The sequence below is a fragment of the Caulobacter sp. P4_E5 genome (assembly GCF_056401555.1).
The window spans coordinates 37,580-57,077 of record NZ_JBFUJD010000007.1; the positions used below are offsets into that span (position 1 = coordinate 37,580).

The 19,498-nt window shown below is 68.4% G+C and carries 14 protein-coding genes; 9 read left to right on the forward strand and 5 right to left on the reverse strand.

The window, feature by feature from the left end; genetic code table 11:
- Window positions 1–171: 171 nt before the first annotated feature.
- The 9 genes from AC1DSO_RS03770 to AC1DSO_RS03810 all read left to right on the forward strand — a co-directional run bounded on the left by AC1DSO_RS03770 (window position 172) and on the right by AC1DSO_RS03810 (window position 14,309).
- Window positions 172–2,412 carry an AAA family ATPase gene (locus AC1DSO_RS03770; protein WP_477067570.1) on the forward strand — a complete coding sequence of 747 codons (2,241 nt, stop codon included), beginning with the start codon at window positions 172–174 and terminating at the stop codon, window positions 2,410–2,412.
- Between the two features lie 191 nt (window positions 2,413–2,603).
- Window positions 2,604–3,476 carry an HNH endonuclease family protein gene (locus AC1DSO_RS03775; protein WP_477067571.1) on the forward strand — a complete coding sequence of 291 codons (873 nt, stop codon included), beginning with the start codon at window positions 2,604–2,606 and terminating at the stop codon, window positions 3,474–3,476.
- A 122-nt stretch (window positions 3,477–3,598) separates the two neighbouring features.
- Window positions 3,599–5,065, forward strand: coding sequence for a hypothetical protein (locus tag AC1DSO_RS03780; protein WP_477067572.1), 1,467 nt, complete (start codon window positions 3,599–3,601; stop codon window positions 5,063–5,065).
- Between the two features lie 236 nt (window positions 5,066–5,301).
- Window positions 5,302–6,186, forward strand: a complete 885-nt coding sequence (locus tag AC1DSO_RS03785; RefSeq protein ID WP_477067573.1) for a LysR family transcriptional regulator — start codon at window positions 5,302–5,304, stop codon at window positions 6,184–6,186.
- Between the two features lie 127 nt (window positions 6,187–6,313).
- On the forward strand, window positions 6,314–7,615 hold the full coding sequence (locus tag AC1DSO_RS03790; RefSeq protein ID WP_477067574.1) for a CitMHS family transporter: 1,302 nt from the start codon (window positions 6,314–6,316) through the stop codon (window positions 7,613–7,615).
- The gene (locus AC1DSO_RS03795; RefSeq protein WP_477067575.1) at window positions 7,612–8,970 is read left to right on the forward strand and encodes an acyclic terpene utilization AtuA family protein; all 1,359 of its coding nucleotides are present in this window, start codon (window positions 7,612–7,614) and stop codon (window positions 8,968–8,970) included. The genes AC1DSO_RS03790 and AC1DSO_RS03795 overlap by 4 nt, the downstream gene beginning before the upstream one ends.
- Window positions 8,967–9,287 (forward strand): AtuA-related protein, encoded by a 321-nt coding sequence (locus tag AC1DSO_RS03800; RefSeq protein WP_477067576.1) that lies wholly within the window; start codon window positions 8,967–8,969, stop codon window positions 9,285–9,287. Before AC1DSO_RS03795 ends, AC1DSO_RS03800 begins: the two co-directional genes overlap by 4 nt.
- On the forward strand, window positions 9,284–11,284 hold the full coding sequence (locus AC1DSO_RS03805; RefSeq protein WP_477067577.1) for a 3-hydroxybutyrate oligomer hydrolase family protein: 2,001 nt from the start codon (window positions 9,284–9,286) through the stop codon (window positions 11,282–11,284). The genes AC1DSO_RS03800 and AC1DSO_RS03805 overlap by 4 nt, the downstream gene beginning before the upstream one ends.
- Window positions 11,285–11,555: 271 nt before the next feature.
- The gene (locus AC1DSO_RS03810; protein WP_477067578.1) at window positions 11,556–14,309 is read left to right on the forward strand and encodes a TonB-dependent receptor domain-containing protein; all 2,754 of its coding nucleotides are present in this window, start codon (window positions 11,556–11,558) and stop codon (window positions 14,307–14,309) included.
- A gap of 64 nt (window positions 14,310–14,373) precedes the next feature.
- On the opposite strand, the gene AC1DSO_RS03815 is transcribed toward AC1DSO_RS03810, so the two are convergent.
- The 5 genes from AC1DSO_RS03815 to AC1DSO_RS03835 form a co-directional block, all read right to left on the reverse strand.
- A complete protein-coding gene (locus AC1DSO_RS03815; protein WP_477067579.1) occupies window positions 14,374–14,790 on the reverse strand; it encodes a Ros/MucR family transcriptional regulator in 417 nt (138 codons plus the stop codon).
- A gap of 60 nt (window positions 14,791–14,850) precedes the next feature.
- On the reverse strand, window positions 14,851–16,428 hold the full coding sequence (locus tag AC1DSO_RS03820; protein WP_477067580.1) for a SulP family inorganic anion transporter: 1,578 nt from the start codon (window positions 16,426–16,428) through the stop codon (window positions 14,851–14,853).
- On the reverse strand, window positions 16,425–17,120 hold the full coding sequence (locus AC1DSO_RS03825; RefSeq protein WP_477067581.1) for a carbonic anhydrase: 696 nt from the start codon (window positions 17,118–17,120) through the stop codon (window positions 16,425–16,427). The genes AC1DSO_RS03820 and AC1DSO_RS03825 overlap by 4 nt, the downstream gene beginning before the upstream one ends.
- A gap of 166 nt (window positions 17,121–17,286) precedes the next feature.
- A complete protein-coding gene (locus tag AC1DSO_RS03830) occupies window positions 17,287–18,609 on the reverse strand; it encodes an ATP-binding protein (RefSeq protein ID WP_477067582.1) in 1,323 nt (440 codons plus the stop codon).
- Complete coding sequence (locus AC1DSO_RS03835; RefSeq protein WP_477067583.1) at window positions 18,606–19,376, reverse strand: response regulator; 771 nt, start codon at window positions 19,374–19,376, stop codon at window positions 18,606–18,608. Before AC1DSO_RS03835 ends, AC1DSO_RS03830 begins: the two co-directional genes overlap by 4 nt.
- Between the last annotated feature and the right edge of the window lie 122 nt (window positions 19,377–19,498).

The following is a 19,498-nucleotide window of genomic DNA, read 5'->3' on the forward strand; positions in this document are numbered from 1 at the left end:
GGGTCAAAGATCGGCGTCGACTCCGGGGCGATCGGATCGTTTCGGCAAATCGTCAGCTGTCTGGACCGCCTATCTTGCAAGAAACGCTTTTGTTGCAGATGTTGTAAAGACAGCCATAGGTGGCGAGCCGATAGGCTTATGCTTGAGGCGCGGCTTGGGGGAGTCGGACACGTGATACGGATCGATCGTTCGCGCGTGGAAGCGCCATTTGTGTTGCGAAGGGGCGTCAAATCGCCGGCGGATCGCGAGCACGAAAAGGCGAAGGTCTATTACGCCGATTTCGAAAGTCACCGACAGCGAGGCGGGTTCGCCTTCACCGCCTATCGGCACACCAGCGTGCGCGAAGCGCTACAGCAGCTGTTTCACGGCAAATGCGCCTATTGCGAAAGCCCCATCGGCGCGACCCAGCGCGGAGATATTGAAGCATACCGGCCGAAAAGCGGCGTCTTTGGCGCGAGCGGTGAGCTCCTGCCCCTTCACTACTGGTGGCTGGCCAATGAGTGGACCAACCTTTACCTATCTTGCCCCGACTGTAATCGCTTATCCAATCAAGATACGCCAACGGGGCTAGCTCGAGCCGGCAAGGGCGGTCGCTTTCCACTCGAGGATGAGACGACTAGAGCCAGTGTCGAAGGCGATATATTCGGCGAGGCGCCGCTGCTGCTCGATCCCTGCGCGGACGAGGTATCCGAGCATCTCGCATTCTCAAGCGATGGCCTCGTCTCTGGCGTTACGCACCGGGGCGCAGCAACGATCGAGATCCTCGGCCTGAACCGGCTCGGGCTGGTCTTGGCGCGGCGATCCCGGGCGACCCAGATCCAGGGCGATCTGCGCACCATCTCTACGTTCCTCGAAATGAAGGCCGAAGGGGCAGCCGAGGACACGATCAAGGAAGTGGTGGCCGCCTGTAGGGACGACGCGCCGTACGCCGGGCTCTGTCGCCAGATGATCGCCTCGGTCCGGAGCCGTGGATCCGAGGAGGTCGAACGCGTCCTTAGTCACTCAAGCGTCAGCGACGCCGCCTTAACACCGGTCATCACCCCGGCCCACGTTCGAAAGGCCAAGGCGACGCAAAGCGCCTACCAGCGCGAGCAAGAAAACTATTCCTTGGAAGATAGCTCTTCAGAAGCAATCGCCGCCTACGTTTCGGCGCGCGATCGCAGTGTTGAAACCGTCAGCGTTCAAAATCTGCGCGCTATCGGGCGTCTGAGCTTTACCATCGCGGACCGCGGCGAGCAGGCGCCCTGGTTGATGCTCCTGGGTGACAACTCGACCGGCAAGAGCACGGTGCTCCAGGCCATCGCACTGGCCTTGGTCGGCGATCACTATTTCGATCGTGTCGTCAAAGCCTACGATTTGGACCTCGGTCTTATGGTGCGCCAAGGCGCCCAGTTTGGAGAGGTGTCCGTGACGCTGAGCGGGGCCACCGAGCCGCGTCGGCTTCGCATCTATCCCGATGGTCGCGTCGAACGCTGGGGGCGTGGCGCGCAGCAGATGGTGCTCGCCTACGGCTCCACGCGCCTGCTTCCCCGTAAGCCCAAGCTGACGCGCGACGGCGCCGACTATGCCCGGATCGACAATCTTTTCGATCCCTTCGCGCCGTTGGTCGACGCCCAGCGATGGCTCGCCAAGGCCGATCGCGAAACCTTCGAATACGCGGCCCGCGCGATCCGCATTGCCCTCAGTCTCACCGCTCGACAGACCTTGGTGCGCCGCGACGACGAGGTTGGTCTGGATGAGAAAAGCGGCTTTGTGCCCCTCAAGCGCCTTTGCGACGGCTACCAGACTGTGATCGCCCTGATTGCGGACATTCTTGAAGTGGTGCTGCCGGCCTGGAAGGCGCCCGAACTCGCCCAAGGCCTGGTCCTGATCGACGAGGTGGGCAACCATCTTCATCCCTCATGGAAACTGCGTTTCGTGCGGGGCATCCGCGAGATCCTCCCAAGCATCCAGGTTATCGCCACGACCCACGAGCCGCTCTGTCTGCGGGGCCTGCGGGATGGCGAGGTGTCCTTGCTGCGTCGCGGCCCGAAGGGAACTATTCAGTTGGTCCAGGATCTGCCGTCGATCTCCGGCCTGAGGATCGACCAGATCCTCACCTCCGAGCACTTCGGTTTGGGCAGCACCTTGGACCCTGATCTGCAGGTGCTGTTCGATCGCTACCAGCTTCTACTGCGCAAGACACGACGCACGGCCGCCGAGGATCAGGAAGCCGCCGCGCTCCGCGATCAGATCAATCAAAGACAGGACCTAGGCAATACGGAACGGGAACGCCTGATGCTTGACGCCATCGACCGTTTCGTCGCCCAACGGGCCGGGGTCGAGAAAGATCGCAGTCGTCAGGCGCTTGAACTCGACGCCGAGCTGAAATCGCTTTGGGAAGCGTCCGAGCCGGTCGCCGTCGCGACATGATACGGGTCGCCCGATCACTCTCGGCGGAGGCCATAGCGGCGCTGAACCGGCGGGGCGCCAATGGTCTCACCGAGCGAGAACATGCGCTGTGGTTCTATGGCGATATCGCGCCAGACCTGGACCCACTCCCCCCAAAGCCCACCAAGCCGCCCAAATTTTCCTGCTACCGGGCCTTGCCGGTGAAGGCAGCCTTGTCGGACCTGTTCGGCAACCGCTGCGCCTATTGCGAAAGCGTCTATGCCGTAACCGGCCCCATGGACGTTGAACACTATCGCCCCAAGCAGGGCTACCTGGATGACGACGGCGTCATCCGTAAGCCAGGCTATTATTGGTTAGCGGCCGATTGGGAGAACCTGTTGCCGTCATGCGGGGACTGCAACCGCGAGCGAGGACAGCTTCGCAGCACGCGTCAGGATGTGTTGCGCGCGAGCAAGTCCGGTAAGGCGAACAAATTCCCCCTCGCGACCGGCACACTAAGGGCCGCGACGCCCAGCGCTGTGAACGCCGAAGTCCCGCTGCTTCTCGACCCGTCGGCGCCGGCCCCCGCCCCAGAACCGGGAGATCACCTGCGGTTCTTCTGCCAGGGGTTCGTTGAGCCGGCCGCGACGCCCCAGGAGGCGGCCCACCCCCGCGGACTGACGACGATCGCGGTCTGCGGTCTGGATCGCCATGAGCTGGTGGCGGCGCGCGCTGAAAGAGCGGTTCTTCTCCGAGGCGTGATGACTCACATGCTGGAGATCGACGCGGATCTTCGCCTCGCGCCCGGGGCGCAGCACCTGATCGATCGACGCGTGCGTGTCGGAAACGAACTGACCAGATTCCGTACAGGTCCATACCAAGCTCTGGTCGGCGCAATGATCGCGACGTTTGATGCCGTGCGGGTCCTTGCGCGTGGCTATCATGCTGCCAAGGCGGCGTTTGATGTCGATCGATCGGATCAGGCTTCCGCTGACCTGCTGCGTCAGCAGATGGGCCTGTTGCGTGGCCTCTACGCCAGTCCGCAGATCGATCAGGCCCTGCTGGTTCAGCTATGCGCGCTTGCGCAGTTGCCTAGCCCCGCGTGATCTGGGGCAACCCTCTAAGCGCCAGCTATGAGCTGACGTCAGTGCGCGTTCGAAGCCCTCGGCCCTGCGTCCCATCAGCGCCGATCTTGATCCTTAGCTCACGTCATCCATGAGGCGATCCGATGGCCAAGTTGAAGAGCACCGGCGAGGCTGACGTCGCCGCGCCCGCCGGCGCACCGCCCGTTCCAGGCAAGCAGGCCGTCGTCCTGATCCACGGAATGGGCGAACAGATCCCGATGGACACCATCAAGAGTTTTGTCTCGACGCTCTGGGAGCATGACCCTTCCGTAGCCGCGCCACGCCCTGCCGGCGGGGGTGTCAATCCGGTCTGGAGTAAGCCGGACGAGCGGACGGGGTCCCTGGAATTGCGTCGTCTGACCACCCAGGAAAGCCTGAAGAGCCAGGCCTTCCCGCGTGGCGTGCGCACGGATTTCTACGAACTCTACTGGGCTGACCTGACGGCCGGCTCCACCTGGGATCAATTTGTGGGCTGGGTCCGCTACTTGCTGTTCCGGCCGCTTTCGAAGGTGCCCAGGGATGTACGTTCTGCCTGGTTCGCCCTGTGGTTCGCCTCGCTCGTCGTCGTCGGACTGGGCGCCCTCGCCCTGGTGCCCGAAGCGGTCTGGACCGCGCATATGCCCGCCTGGTTGCCTCGGGCGCTGGTGGTGGCCGCCGCGGGAGGTCTACTGGTCGCGATCCATCGGGTCGCCGCCCAGACGTTTGGCCGTGTCGTCCGCTATACGCGCGCCGACCCCGACAATGTCGCTGCACGCGCCGCTGTAAGGGCGCGAGGTCTCGCCTTGCTGCGGGCCCTCCATGCCGACGCGACCTATTCCAGGGTCGTCGTGGTTGGGCACAGTCTCGGAACGATTCTGGCGTATGATCTCGTAAGTTACTTCTGGGCCGAGCAAGACGCCGCACGCACGGTCGAGGAAGGCACGCCCACTTTCGAAGCCTTCAGGAAGGTCGAAGGCGCAGCCGCCACTCTCGGGGGCGCCCAGAGTTCCGCAACCCGATCGGCGTTCATCGCCGCGCAAACCGAGTTTCGGCGCCAGCTGTGGACCCGGACAACACGCGCCGACGTCCCTCGGCGCCGCTGGCTCATCAGTGATCTGGTCACCTTGGGCAGCCCCCTGACCCACGCGGAATTCCTGCTGGCCAAGGACGACGCCGACCTTAGCCGTCGGCAGACGGGACGCGAGCTGCCGTGTTGTCCGCCGGTCCGCGAGTCCTTGGACGCCAAGGTCAAGGCCAAAGCCATTTCAGCACGCTTGGTCGCGCCGGGTCAGGGCGACGGCAAGTTGATGGCCTATCCCGGCAAGGCGCCGAAGAGCTGGATATTACATCATGCTGCACCCTTCGCGGCGGTGCGCTGGACCAACGTTTTTGATCCGTCACGTCTCGTCTTCCAGGGCGACGTTATCAGCGGCCCTCTGGCGACCCACTTTGGTCCTGCCGTCACGGACGTCAATCTGGCTCAGATCGATCGCCAAGCGACGTCGTTCAGCCACACCAGATATTGGGACCTGGGCCAGAGTGATGCCCGAGTGACTGCTGTGAGAAAGGCCGTGAACCTGCTTGACCAGTAGTTCATACTGAACTGCCTGCCGGGCGTCGCGGCCTCGTGCCACAGCTTCGCCCCTTACCCGGCGTCGAAAGTCGGGCGTGAGGGATGGGACGCTCTGCGCCAGAAGCCAAGCTTCGTTCTAGTCAGGACGTCAGCGCTTCTCATATACCAACGCTTACAATGCGAGAGCCGTCGCTGACGGTTTCCGATGTGCACCGACACGAGTGTGTCCCGCTTCGGGAGGCTGGAGGGCAAGCCATGCACATAACGCTGGGGCAGATCCGCGCCTTCGTGACCGTGGCCTCGACCAGCAGCTTCACGCGCGCGGCCGAAGTGCTGGGCCTGTCGCAACCGGCGCTGACCAACCGCATCCGGCAGTTCGAGGACTCCCTGGGCCTGCGCCTGTTCGACCGCAGCACGCGGTCGGTCGAGCTGACCCATGTCGGCCGTGAACTGCTGCCGATCTTCCTGCGCCTGGTGACCGAGTTCGAGGGCGCGGTTGTCAACGCCCGCGACTTCGTCTCGCGGGCCAAGGGCGTGGTGCGCCTGGCCTGCCTGCCGTCGTGCGCGGCGACCCTGTTGCCGGACCTGATCGCGCGCTTCCAGCTGGACCATTCCAACGTCACCTTCGAGGTCGAGGACGCGCTGAACAGCGCGATCGCCACGCTGGTGCGCGAGGACCGGGTGGACTTCGGCATCGCCATGGCCGACGCCGACGCCGCCGACCTTGAGCAGGTCAAGCTGTTCGACGACGCCCTGACCGTGGTCTATCCCGAGGGCCACCCCATCGCCGACGTGGCCGACGTCACCGTCGAGACGCTGGCGGCCTATCCCTTGATCCTGATGAACCGCGGCAGCAGCGTGCGCGACCTGGTGGACGCGGCGTTCATCGCGGCCGGCAAGACGGCGACGCCGGCCTGCCAGGTCCGCTACATGACGACCGCCGTCGCCCTGGTCCGGGCGGGGCTCGGCGTCGCCATTCTGCCGTCGACGGCGGTGGAGATCCGCACCCAGGCCAGGATCGCGGCTCGCCCCATCGACGACCCCGCCTTCACCCGAACCATCGTCTTGCTGCGTCGCCGGAACTCACCGGCGCGGCCCGTGGTCCAGGCCTTCATCGATAGTGTTTGCCAGCAGCCATAGCGCTGCTCGCCGGCATTAATTCGTTCCGGCTATCAATCCATCAAATCTTCCGCTTTGTGCTGGAGGCGAGAGGGCCGGCATATGGCGCGGACAAGCCGATAACGGCGGCCCGGAAGAAACGCTCACCATGCTCGCTCTGATTGGCGCGGCGGCGATCATCGCCTTGACGGCGGCGATCCTGTCGAACCGCGCTTCGCCCGTGGCGGCGCTGATCCTGGTTCCGCTGGCGGCGGCGATCGCGGCGGGGCAGGGCGGCCACGCGCCGGCCCTGATGGTCGAGGGCGTGGCCAAGATCGCGCCGGTCGCGGCGATGTTCGTGTTCGCCATCCTGTTCTTCGGCGTGATGACCGACGCCGGCCTCTTGGACCCGATCGTCTCGCGCATCCTCAAGACCGTCGGACGCAAGCCCAGCCGCATCACCGTCGGCACCGCGCTGCTGGCCCTGCTGATCCATCTGGATGGCTCGGGGGCGGTCTGCTTCCTGGTCGCCATCCCGGCCATGCGCCCGGTCTATGACAGCCTGGGCATGGACCGCCGGGTGCTGGCCTGCGTGGCCTCGCTGGCGGCGGGGGTGAACTTCCTGCCTTGGACCGGGCCCACCGTTCGAGCCGCCTCGGCGTTACACGTGCCGGTGCTGGACATCTTCCGCCCGATGATCGGCGTCCAGATCGCCGGCCTCGCCTTCGTGTTCGCCGTCAGCTGGTGGCTGGGCAAGCGCGAGGAGCGTCGCCTGGCGTTGCTGGACGCCGACGAAGGCGCGACGGCGGCCGAACCGGTGGCCGAGGCGCTGACCCAGGCGGGCCTGGCGCGGCCCGGGCTGTTCTGGCTGAACCTGCTGCTGACCCTGTGCGCCATGGGCGCGCTGGTCGCGGGGCTGGCGCCGCCGGCGGTGGTGTTCATGATCGCCTTCGCCGTGGCGCTGCTGGTCAACTATCCCAAGGTCGCCGACCAGCGCGCGCGGATCGACGCCCACGCGCGCTCGGCGCTGCTGATGGCCTCGGTGCTAATCGCGGCGGGCGCGTTCACCGGGATCATGGGCGGCGGCGGCTTCCTGAAGGCCATGGCCGACGCGGTCGTCCAGCATGTCCATCCCGAGGGCGGCCGGCACATCCCGTTCGTGCTGTCCCTGGTGGCCATGCCGCTGAGCATGGTCTTCGATCCGGACTCCTTCTATTTCGGCGTCCTGCCGGTGATCGCCGAGACCCATGCGCGCCTGGGCGGCGAGCCGATCCAGGTGGCCCAGGCCGCGCTGGTCGGCCAGATGACCGCCGGCTTCCCCGTCAGCCCGCTGACCCCCGCCACCTTCCTGGTGGCCGGCCTGGCCGGTGTCGAGCTGTCGGCGCACCAGAAGTTTTCGTTCCCATTCCTGTACGCCGCGTCGCTGGTCATGGCGCTGGCTTGCCTTCTGCTGGGGCTGTTTCCGCTTTGACGTCTTCTCCTTCCTCCCGCGTGGTGCGCATCGGCGCCGGGGCCGGCTTCGCGGGCGACCGCATCGAGCCGGCCGTCGAACTGGTCCGCGAGGGACGGCTCGACTACCTGGTGTTCGAGTGCCTGGCCGAGCGCACCATCGCCCTGGCCCAGCGCACCCGCCTGGGTGACCCCAGCGCCGGCTACGACCCGCTGCTGGAAGCGCGGATGCGCGCCGTCCTGCCGCTGTGCGTCGAGAAGAGCGTCCGGGTCGTCTCCAACATGGGCGCGGCCAATCCGGTGGCGGCGGCGCGCCGGATCGCCGCGCTGGCCGACGAGATGGGGCTGCCCGGCCTGAAGGTCGCGGCCGTGGTCGGCGACGACGTGCTGGACGTCATGGCCGGCTCCTTGCGCCCCCTGCTCGAGATCGGCGGCGACGTGGCAGGTCTGGGCGACGCCCTGATCTCGGCCAACGCCTATCTGGGCTGCGAGGCGATCGTCGAGGCCTTGGCCCACGGCGCCCAGGTCATCGTCACCGGGCGGGTCGCCGACCCGTCGCTGTTCCTGGCCCCGCTGGTCCACGAGTTCGGCTGGGCGCTGGACGACTGGCAGCGGCTGGGCCGCGGCACCGTGGTCGGCCACCTGCTGGAATGCGCCGGCCAGGTCACCGGCGGCTATTTCGCCGATCCCGACGTCAAGATGGTGCCGGACCTGGCGCGCCTGGGCTTTCCGCTGGCCGAGGTGTCCGCCGACGGCTCGGCGGTGATCACCAAGGTCGAGGGCTCCGGCGGCCGCGTCGACGTCGCCACCTGCACCGAGCAGCTGCTCTACGAACTGCATGATCCAGCCCGCTACCTGACCCCCGACGTGACCGCCGACTTCTCGACCGTGGCGTTCGAGCAGGTCGGCCCCGACCGGGTGGCGGTGCGCGGCGGCGGCGGCGGGCCGCGTCCCGCGCAGCTGAAGGTGTCGCTGGGCCGCAAGGAAGGCTTCATCGGCGAGGGGGCCATCTCCTATGCCGGCTCCAGCGCGGTGGCGCGCGGCCGCCTGGCCCTGGACATCATCGCCGAGCGCTTCCGCCTGATCGGCTTGACGCCGCAGGAGACGCGGTTCGAGCTGATCGGCGTCGACGCCGTCGCGCCCGAGCACCTGGCCTCGGCGTTCGCGCCGATGGAGGTGCGGGCCCGCGTCGTGGCCCGCACCCTCACCCGCGAAGAGGCCGAGCGCGTCGGTCGCGAGGTCGAGGCCCTCTACACCAACGGCCCGGCCGGCGGCGGCGGCGCCACACGCCTGGTGACCCCGGTGGTCGGGGTGGTCTCGACCCTGATCGAGCGCGACCTGGTCCGGCCGGCCGTGATCCACGAGGCAGCGCGATGAAGCTCCGCGAACTGGCCCACGCCCGCAGCGGCGACAAGGGCGACGTCTCGAACATCTCGGTCATCGCCTACGACGCGGCGGACTACGAGCGGGTGCGGGCGGTCCTGACGCCCGAGCGCGTCAAGCGCCACCTGGGCGGCATCGTGCGCGGCGAGGTCCGTCGCTACGAGCTGCCGGGCCTGCTGGCCTTGAACTTCGTCCTGAACGGCGCCCTGGGCGGCGGGGTGACCCGTTCGTTGGCGCTGGACGCCCACGGCAAGTGCCTCAGCGGCCTGTTGTTGGAACTGGACCTCACGCCGGAGGAGACCTCGCGATGACCGGTCGTCGGAGCCTGCGCGCCGCCGTGCTGGGGGGCGTGGCCCTAGCGACCCTGCTGGCCGTTCCGGCCCGCGCGGCGGACACGCCCAAGACTATCACCGTCCTGCGCCACCTGACCTTCGACGGCGTCACCGACGACCTGGTCGGCCTGGCCGCCAAGCCGGCCCCCTATGCCGATCCGCTGCATCCGACCACCGCCGAGCTGCGGCGCGCGACCCTGGCCGGCCGGATGGATACGGGGTCGGGCTGGGGACGGCTGTTCGGACCGACGATCGACGCGGCTGCCGGCCAGCCCTATCCGGACGGCGGTCGCGTGGCCGGCGAGGAATACCTGGCCTATGCCCGCGCTCCAGACGGCGGAAAAAGCGCCGTCCTGCTGCAGATCCCCGCCAAGCTGTCGCGCGAGCGCCGCTGCATCCTGGCCGTGCCCCAGGCGGGCTCGTTCGGGATCTATCACGACATCGGGGCGACGGGCTTCTGGGGCCTGCAGCACGGCTGCGCGGTGGTCTATACCGACAAGGGCCACGGCACGGGCGCCCACGACCTGGAGAGCGACACCGTCACCATGATCGACGGGACGACGGCCAAGGCCGCCGAGGCCGGCGCGCTGTCGCATTTCACCGCCCCGCTGTCGGACAAGGCCAAGGCCGCCTTCCTGGCCCGCTGGCCGCACCGGATCGCGTTCAAGGCCGCCCACGCCCGCCACAATCCCGAGAGCCAGTGGGGCGCCGACGTCCTGCGCGCGATCCGCTACGCGCTCTGGCAGCTGAACGCCCGCGACGGCGGCGGCTGGACGGCTGGGAACACCCTGGTGATCGTGTCCGGCGGCTCGAACGGCGGCGGCGCGACGCTGTACGCGGGCGAGAAGGACGCCGAGGGCCTGATCGACGGCCTGGTGGCCGGCGAGCCCCAGGTCCAGGTGCGGCCCGATCCCGCGCTGCGGGTGGTGCGGGGCGACAAGGTTCGGGCGGGCGGCGGCCGCACCCTGCTGGACTATTTCACCTTCGCCAACCTCTACGAACCGTGCGCGGCCCTGGCCATGCCCGAAGCCCCGCTGGTCGACAGGTTGGTCCACGCCAAGGACCGCTGCGCCTCGCTGGCCCAGGCCGGGCTGCTGACGGCGGCGACGCTGGAGGCCCAGGCGCGCGAGGCCCAGGACCGGCTGCTGGCCTATGGTTTCGATCCCGAGACGGAAGTGCTGAACGCCGCCGGCTACCTGATCGGTCCGGACGCCACGGCGGCCAAATACGCCAGCGACCACGGCCGGTTCGGCGTCGAGGATCGGATCTGTGGCTACAGCTACGCCTCGGTCGACGGCGAGGGAAAGCCCAGGGCGGTTCCGCCGGCCGAGATCGCCGAGATCTTCGCCAAGGCGGCCGGCGGCGCGCCGACCGGCAGCATCGACCTGGTCAATGACAACGACCCGCGCGGGCCGCGCCGCAACGACCTGTCCGTCTCGCCCAGCACCGGCCGCGCCGACTACAATCTGGACGGGGCGCGCTGCCTGCGCGAGCTGGCGGTCGGGCGTTCGGCCAAGGCTCGCCGCGTCCAGGCCGGGATCGCCGAATTCCTCGCCAGCGGCGACCTGCATGGCAAGCCGGCGATCATCGTCCACGGGCGGGCCGACAATCGGGTGCCGCCGGCTTTCAGCTCGCGGCCGTACCTGGCGGCCAACAGCCTGCGAGAAGGCGGCAAGAGCCAGCTGCGCTACATCGAGGTGGAGAACGCCGAGCACTTCGGCTTCGCCGGGCCCGGGTTCGACACGCGGTTCGTGCCGCTGGCCTACTATACGCTGCGGGCGCTGGACCTGATGTGGACCCATCTGACGACGGGCCAGGCCCTGCCGCCCAGCCAGATCGTGCGCACGCGCCCCAGGGGCGGCGCGCCCGGCGCCGCCCCGCCGGTGACCCTGGACAACCTCCCGCCCATCGCGCTGGAGGCCGCCTTCCGCGACCGGATCACGGTCCAGACCGGCGTCGTCCGGCTGCCGGATTGAGGGCGGGACTATTCATAACGACGACTGATCAATCGATCAGGAAATGCCATTTCCCTAGGGTTCGGCTTATCGCGTAACAACGATTTCACACGCTGGCGAAAGTGAACCGGCGACAGGAGGAAACATCAGAGTGGATCACATTCTGACCTAGCGGCCACGCGCCTAACGGGCCGCCGCCCAAGCTCGCACAACGTCTCTGCATCACCGGTCGCGAGGGCTCGCGACCGTACGGCGTCCTGCGCCGAAATAAGAACAAGGGGAGGGATCCATCATGCACAATTCCAACCAGCGCCGCTGGCTGCTCGCCAGCCTGGGCGGCGTTTCGGCCGCGGCCCTGCTGGCGGGCGGCGCCCGCGCCCAGCAAGCTTCGGAGACCACCCAGGTCGACGCGGTGATCGTCACCGGCAGCTTCCTGCGCAACGTCAAACAGGAAGACATGGCCTCGCCGATCGTCTCGGTCGACCAGAAGGCCCTGACCAAGACCGGCGTCGTCTCGATCGGCGATCTGCTGCGCTACGTGCCGCAGAACATCGGCAGCATGGGCGGCGTCCAGGACCTGGCCAAGGGCGGCCAGGACAGCAAGGACACCCGCTCGGCCAACCTGCGCGGCCTGGGTTCGGGCGCGACCCTGGTGCTGATGAACGGCCGCCGGGTCGTGAAGTCCGACGGCTATGTCAACCTCAACAGCCTGACGCCGCCGATCGCCGTCGCCCGGGTCGAGACGGTGCTGGACGGCGCCTCGGCCACCTATGGCGCGGACGCCGTGGCCGGCGTCTTCAACATCATCACCGACGGCCGCTTCGAAGGCTTCAAGACCAGCGCCCAGTACACGCACATCGCCGACTCCCCGGCCTGGCAGGTCCAGGCGATGTGGGGCGCCAAGGGCGAGCGTTCGCGCCTGGTGGCCTCGGCCTCGTACACCGACATCGAGCGGCTGCAGAACGCCGACCGGGCGGTGACCAACATCTTCAACGCCTCGTCCGGCGCCGGCGCGAACCCGGGATCCTTCACCCTGACCGCGCGGCCGCGCACCGCCGCGGGCGGCGACGTGGTGATCGGCGGGGTCAACTATTCGACCCTCTACGACACCTACAGGAACGGCGCGGGCACGCTGGCCGTGGTCGATCCCAACTGCGGTTCGGCGGTGACCAAGAGCGTCTTCACGCCGTCGGCCGCGGGACCCGGCTACGCCATCGGCTCGTGCGCGTTCAGCTTCCAGGCCCAGAACCCGATCCGTGGCGCCAGCCAGAGCGGCCTGATCCACCTCGAGGGCCAGTATGACCTCACCGACGAGCACACGCTGTTTCTGGAGTCGGCGATCTATCACCAGGACTCGCAGCGCTACGGCGTGCCGTCCTATGCCCAGAACCACAACGGCGCGACGCCGCCGGTCGTGCCCGCCTCGAACCCGGGCAATCCGTTCGGCGTGCCCGTCTACTATGTCGGCCGGCCGATCGGCTCGCAGGGCCTGGCGGGGCTGAACTACAATGTCCAGCGCAACGAGGCGAACCAGTTCCACAACGTCCTGGGCGCCAAGGGCCCGCTGCTGGGCGGCTGGAACTATGCCGCCACCCTGACCTCGTCGTGGTCCAGCAACGTCTTCCGCGACCACGACACCGACATGAACCTGTTCCAGGCCGCCCTGAACGGCTACGGCGGCCAGAACTGCAACTATCGCTGGAACGGCCCGGGTGTCGGCGCCGTCGCCGGGCAGGGGAACTGCTACTATCTGAGCCCCTTCGCCAAGGACAACCAGACCAACAACCCGGCCGTCCTGTTCAACATCCAGTCCGAGGTGTTCACCCGGGCGGTGCGCGACATGGAGATCGCCGACCTGGTGCTGGACGGAACGCTGGGAAAACTGCGCCTGCCGGGCGGCGACATCTCCGGCGCCGTCGGCCTGCAGTGGCGGCGAGAAGCGGAGTCGATCCACTATTCCGACCTGCTGCGCAGCGGCTACGCCGCGTTCGGCGGACCCTCGGTGGACCGCGACGCCGACCGCACGATCAAGAGCGTGTTCACCGAGTGGAACCTGCCGATCGTCGAAGGACTGAACCTGGACCTGGCGGTGCGCCATGAGGACTACGGGGGCTTCAAGACCACCAACCCCAAGGCCTCGCTGATCTGGCGGCCGGTCGAGAGCCTGTCCCTGCGCGCCTCGGCCAGCACGGCCTTCCAGGCGCCGGGCCTGGAGAACGCCACCAGCGGACCGATCAGCAACAACGTCGTCAACATCACCGACCCGGTGCTGGGCACCACCAACTTCCGGACGGTGACGACGATCGGCAACGCCGACCTCAAGCCGCAGACCTCCAAGGTGCGCAATCTCGGCGTCACCTGGCTGCCGGTCCGCCGCGCCTCGCTGTCGCTGGACTGGTGGGCCTTCAAGTACGACAACCAGATCGCCGTGCAGAATGGCCAGGCGGTGATCAACGCCGCGCCCAACGGGCCGCAGGTGGTCCGCGACCAGAGCGGCGTCGCCCAGACGGTCTATGTCACCAGCTACAACGCCAAGAGCGGCACCCAGACCTCGGGTCTCGACATCGCGGGCAGCTGGTCGTTCGACTGGGGCGACAGCACCTTCACCCTGCGCGACAACCTCAGCTACCTGCTGAAGTACGACATCGACACCGGCTCGCGGGTCTATGACGGGGTGGAACGGCGCAACAACACCACCACTTCGCCCTCCACGGCGGCGGCGGCGCCCAAGTACCGCAACCTGTCCTCGATCGACTGGTCGATGGGACCGCACTTCGCCAGCGCCACCGTGCGCTACGTCTCGGGCGTGGTCGACGACTACGCGATCTCGGTGACCGCGACGACGGCGGCGCGGGTGAAGTCCTGGACGGTGCTGGACCTGCAGTACGCCTACGCGTTCGGCGAGGACGAGCGCTATCGGGTGACCCTGGGGGCGATCAACGTCTTCGACCGCGCCGCGCCCAGCGCCAAGTACACGGGCTATCTCAGCTCGGTGGCCGATCCGTTCGGACGGCAATCCTACGTGCGTCTCGACGCGCGGTTCTGACCGCTAGGGAGCGCCCCGACCTCTTGGAGATCAGGGGCGCTTCCAAGCGGAAGCCCGGGAACGGTCATCGTCCGCCGACGACCGCGGGACCCAGGGCGCCGAACCGCTGGCCCCGCGCGGCGTTCGAGCGAAGGTCCGAGAAACTGCGCGCCACCAGCGGATAGGTGTCCGGCAGTCCCCATTTGGCGCGGTACTGCTCGTCGGTCAGGCCCAGCTGCTTCAGATGGCGGCGCAGCGAGCGATAGCGCCGGCCATTCTCGAAGCTGACGATGGCGTCGTGGCTGACGCTGGCGGCGATCTCTTCGGCGGTGAGGGCTCTGATAGGCGCTCCGCCCGCACCGGATACGAGCGCCGCTTCGAGCGCGGCGTAGGTGCGGGCCGAAAGGCTTGGCAGATCGTCCGGCGAGACGGTGTTGCGGCTGAGATAGGCGCAAAGAACCTGGGCGGCGATCTCGGCGGCGCGCTCCTGGGCCTTGGTCATCGGGGGGACTCTTGAGGAAAAAGGGCCCGGGAACCGAAACGTCCCCGGGCCGCGGTGGGACTAGTGGGCGACGGCGGCGCGGAGACGGTCGCCGAACGCGCAAGGACTGGGCAGCTCGACCTTCACGCCGGCCCTGGCTTTGGACTTCAGCCAGTCGCCGAGCGCTTCGGCGACGGTGTGGTCCAGGCTGGTGAGGCCCCGCGTGTCCAGCTTCACCAGGCCGCCGTTCGGCGCCGTGTCGAGCACCTTGGCGATCTTCGGCAGCTGGATGAAGGTGGCCGCGCCTTCGAGGCGGATCTCGCTCTGGTCGGGATCGACGTCGTGCCGCCAGACGCGCAGGCGCATCCTCTTCAGGTTCGGGATCAGCTCCAGCAAGGTCAGGCCCATGCCGACCAGCACGCCGGTCAAGAGGTCGGTGGCCACCACCATCACGAAGGTGGCGCCCCAGATCAGCGCCGGCAGCAGGCCGTAACGGGCGAACAGGTGGCGGACGTGATCCAGGCTGACCAGCTTCCAGCCCGTGACGACCAGCACCCCGGCCAGGGCCGCGCTGGGAACCTGGCGCAGCAGCCAGGGCAGCAGGGCCACGAACGCCAGGATCCAGGTTCCGTGCAGGATGGTCGACAGGCGCGAGACGGCCCCGGCCTGGACGTTGGCCGAGCTGCGCACGATCACGCCAGTCATCGGCAAGGCCCCGACCGCGCCGCACAGCATGTTGCCGACGCCCTGGGCGAACAGCTCCTTGTCGTACTTGGTGCGGGGACCATCGTGCATGCGGTCGACGGCGGCCGCTGACAGCAGGGTCTCGGCCGAAGCGATGAAGGCGACGGCCAGGGCGGTCACCAGCAGCATTGGATCGGCCAGCTTGGCGAAGTCGCCCGCGCCGGGGATGGCGATGGCGGCGGCGATCGACTCGGGCACGGCGATCTTCTGGACGTCCAGGCCGAAGCCCGCGGCGACCAGGGCGCCGGCCAGCACGCCCAGCAGGGCGCCGGGGACCAGTTTCAGCTTGGCGGGGCGGAACTTCTCCCAGACCACGATCGAGCCGATGGTGACCAGGCCTACGGTCAGGGCGGCCTCGACCGCGCCGAGGCTGGAGAACGAGACGCCGCCCAGGGCGGCCGGGATGGCGGCCAGGTTTTCCAGGCCGTGGGCCTTGGGCTTGTCGGCGAACAGCACGTGGAACTGGCCCGCGACGATCAGGACGCCGATGCCGGCCAGCATGCCGTGCACGACGGCCGGCGAGATGGCCCGAAACCACTGGCCCAGCCGGGCCGCGCCGGCCAGCAGCTGGATCAGGCCGGCCAGCAGCAGGATCGGTCCCAGCATCGAAAGGCCGTGCTTGGAGACGATCTCGAAGACGATGACGGCCAGGCCGGCGGCGGGACCGCTGACCTGCAACGGCGAACCGGCCAGGGCGCCGACGATGAGGCCGCCGATGATGCCGGTGACCAGGCCGCGCTCGGCCGGAACGCCCGAGGCGACGGCGATGCCCATGCACAGCGGCATCGCCACCAGGAAGACGACGATCGAGGCGGTGAAGTCCCGCGACAGGATCGTCTGGAGTCCGAGCTTGCCACCCAGGGACTCTTTAGAAGAGGGGGATTCCTTGGGGGAGGACGTTGCGAACTGGGTCATTCGGCGGCGATGCCCAGATGATCGGCCGCGACCATGCGGCGGGCCGGGCGCTGGGCGACCGGTAGGGGCGCGCCTTCGTAGACCTGCTCGAACTGGCCGGTGTCGCCGTTATAGGCTTGGATCTGGCCGGTCTCGATCTCGAAGAACCAGCCGTGCAGGGTCAGCTCGCCCTTGGCGATCGCCGAGGCCACCGACGGGTGGGTGCGCAGGTGGTTGATCTGGACGACCACGTTCTCCAGGGAGAGGGCGCGGGTTCGGCCGTGGTCGTCGAGGTGTCCGTAGCAGGAGCAGACCACGCTGTGGGCCGCATGGGCGTGGCGCAGCCAGGCGGCGACATTGGGCATCTTCTCCAGCGCCTCGGGATGCGAAAAGGCCTTCATGGCCCCGCAGTCGGAATGGCCGCAGACGACGATGTCGCGCACGCCCAGGGCGATCACGGCATATTCCACCGCCGACGAGACGCCGCCATTGGCCTGCGAGAACGGCGGTACGATGTTGCCGGCGTTGCGGCAGACGAACAGGTCGCCGGGAACGGCCTGGGTGATCAGCTCGGGCACGACCCGGGAGTCGGCGCACGAGATCATCAGGGCCTTGGGGCTCTGGCCGTGGCTGGCCAGGCGTTCGTAGAGAGCGCTCTGCGCGGGAAAGACCTGGCCGCGAAACAACGCGGCGCGTTCGAGAAACTGTTCCAAGGGACCTCCGTCGATTGGCCGCCGCGACGCGAGGAAAAAGGGGATGCAAGCGCCGCGGCGGGCGTCCACGGCGAGAACCGCCTGACGCGAGGACCAAGGTCGTTTCGTGGTTTTGCTGCGGTGCAGCGGCTTTGTGACAAAGGATGTCTTGGTGGGCCGGGTCGCGTTAGAGCGCCGGCAGGCGCAGCTCGACGCGCAGGCCGCCTTCGGGGCGGTTCTTCAGCACCAGGACGCCGCCTTCGCGCCGCAGGATCTGCTGGACGATGGTCAGGCCCAGCCCCAGCCCCGCCGTGTTGCGGGCGCGAGCGCTGTCCAGGCGATGGAAGGGTAGCAACACTTCGGCCAGGTCCGCCTCTGGTATGCCGGGCCCATTGTCCTCGACCGCCACCACGGCGGTGTCGCCCTCGCGGGTCAGGCTCAGGGCGGCCACGCCGCCATAGTGGAGCGCGTTCTCGACCACATTGCTGATCGCCCGCTTCAGCGAGACGGGCCGCGCCTGGACGGGCAGGTGGTCGAGCCCCGCATAGGTCGCCGGGCGCTCGGCGTCGGCGGCGTCGTCGACCACGGTCATGGCGATGGCCGCCAGATCCGTGCGGCGCGGCGGTTCCGGATCCTCCTGTCCGCCCAGATAGGCCAGCAGCGAGTCCAGCATCGCGGTCATCTCGTCGACGTCGGCCTCCAGCGCCTCGCGAGCGCCGGCGTCCGTCACGAAGCCGGCCCGCAGGCGCAGGCGCGCCAGGGGCGTGCGCAGGTCGTGGCCCACGGCCGCCAGGGCCTCGGTGCGGGCCCGCAGCAGGCTGGCGATGCGATCCTGCATGGCGTTGAACGCCTCGGCCAGCAGCTTCAGGTCGCGGGCGCCGCTCTCGGCGATGCGGACGTGGGCGCCCTTGCCAACCTTGTCCGCGGCTTCGGCCAGGGCCCGCAAGGGACGGCTGAGATTGCGCAACACCAGGGCGGCGGCGGCGATGACGCCCAGGCCCAGGATGAAGGCCGAGCCGACGCTGCTCAGCAGCACGGCCCACGGCGCGGCGCGGATCTTGGTCTTCAGGGTCAGCCACGAGCCGTCGCGGAGCCTAAGCGCCGCCTTCAGGTGGGTGTCGCGCGGCAGGGCGCGGTCGGTCTCCGCGTAAAGGCGCAGGTCGCGGCCGCGCAGGCTGGGCTCGGCGTCGCGAAAGCGGGTTTTCAGCTCGCGCTCGGCCGAGCGCTCGGGATCGACAAGGCTGGGCAGGGCCGACCACGAGAGTTCGGTGGTCCGGTTCGAGATCACCGCCGCCTGGGCGGCGCGCTCGTGCGCCGGCGCGGCCTCCAGGATCATCTCGGCGGTGACCAGCTGTTCGGCGGCGCGCCGGACCTGGTTGTCGCGATTGGGATAGAGGCGGCTGTTCTCGAACAGGATCGAGCTGCCGATGAACTCCAGGGCCACGGCCAGCATCAGGACCAGGGTGACCTGGCTGACCAGCCGCTGCGGCCAGAGCCGCCAGGGCTTCATCGCCGCTCCACGGCGGCCGTGAAGATGTAGCCGACGCCGCGCACGGTGCGCAGCAGCGCCTCCGCCTGGCCCGTGACGGCCAGCTTGCGGCGCAGGCGGCTGACCAGCACGTCGATGCTGCGGTCCGAGGCGTCCGAGAAGCGCGCGCGCGACATCTCCAGCAGCCGCTCGCGGCCGATCACCCGCTGGGGCGCGCTGACGAAGGCCAGCAGCAGGTCGAACTCGGCGCCCGACAGCTCGACGAAGGCGCCGTCGGGAGACAGCAGCTCGCGCCGGCCGGGATCCAGGCTCCAGCCGGCGAAGGTCATCTGCTGATGGCCGCGCGGCTGGTTGGACTGCGAACCGTTCTGGGTGCGGCGCAGGATGGCGCGGATGCGGGCGATCAGCTCCTTCTTGCTGAAGGGCTTGCCGATATAGTCGTCGGCGCCGAGCTCCAGCCCGATCAGGCGGTCGGTCTCGTCGTCGCGGGCGCTGAGCATGACGATCGGCACGTCGCTGTCGCGGCGGATGGCGCGGCACAGGTCGAAGCCGTTGCTGCCGGGCAGCATGAGATCCAGCAAGATGAGGTCGACCGTATTGGTCTCGAGCACCCGGGCCATCTCGGCGCCGTGGCCGGCGCTGAGCGGCTGAAAGCCCTCCTCGCGTAGCAGCCGCATCAGCAGGGTGCGCAGCGCCGGATCGTCCTCGACGACGAGGACGGTGGGGGCGAGCGGCACCGCCGCCAACTCACGCGGCGGAGCGATCAGTCCGTGACCTGAATAATCCATATGCCCGGGCTACTTAGGCGCGGCGGCGCCGTGGACAAGGCCGCGGCGCGCGATTTCAGCCGGCCGCCGAAAGATTGGGCCCTCGCGCGTCTTGTGCCGGTAGGGGGCGCGCGAGGGCGGGT

Coding starts and splice junctions, on each gene's coding strand:
- AC1DSO_RS03780 (WP_477067572.1), top strand. CDS start 3,599: ATGGCCAAGTTGAAGAGCACCGGCGAGGCTGACGTCGCCGCGCCCGCC.
- AC1DSO_RS03785 (WP_477067573.1), top strand. CDS start 5,302: ATGCACATAACGCTGGGGCAGATCCGCGCCTTCGTGACCGTGGCCTCG.
- AC1DSO_RS03790 (WP_477067574.1), top strand. CDS start 6,314: ATGCTCGCTCTGATTGGCGCGGCGGCGATCATCGCCTTGACGGCGGCG.
- AC1DSO_RS03800 (WP_477067576.1), top strand. CDS start 8,967: ATGAAGCTCCGCGAACTGGCCCACGCCCGCAGCGGCGACAAGGGCGAC.
- AC1DSO_RS03805 (WP_477067577.1), top strand. CDS start 9,284: ATGACCGGTCGTCGGAGCCTGCGCGCCGCCGTGCTGGGGGGCGTGGCC.
- AC1DSO_RS03810 (WP_477067578.1), top strand. CDS start 11,556: ATGCACAATTCCAACCAGCGCCGCTGGCTGCTCGCCAGCCTGGGCGGC.
- AC1DSO_RS03815 (WP_477067579.1), bottom strand. CDS start 14,790: ATGACCAAGGCCCAGGAGCGCGCCGCCGAGATCGCCGCCCAGGTTCTT.
- AC1DSO_RS03820 (WP_477067580.1), bottom strand. CDS start 16,428: ATGACCCAGTTCGCAACGTCCTCCCCCAAGGAATCCCCCTCTTCTAAA.
- AC1DSO_RS03830 (WP_477067582.1), bottom strand. CDS start 18,609: ATGAAGCCCTGGCGGCTCTGGCCGCAGCGGCTGGTCAGCCAGGTCACC.
- AC1DSO_RS03835 (WP_477067583.1), bottom strand. CDS start 19,376: ATGGATTATTCAGGTCACGGACTGATCGCTCCGCCGCGTGAGTTGGCG.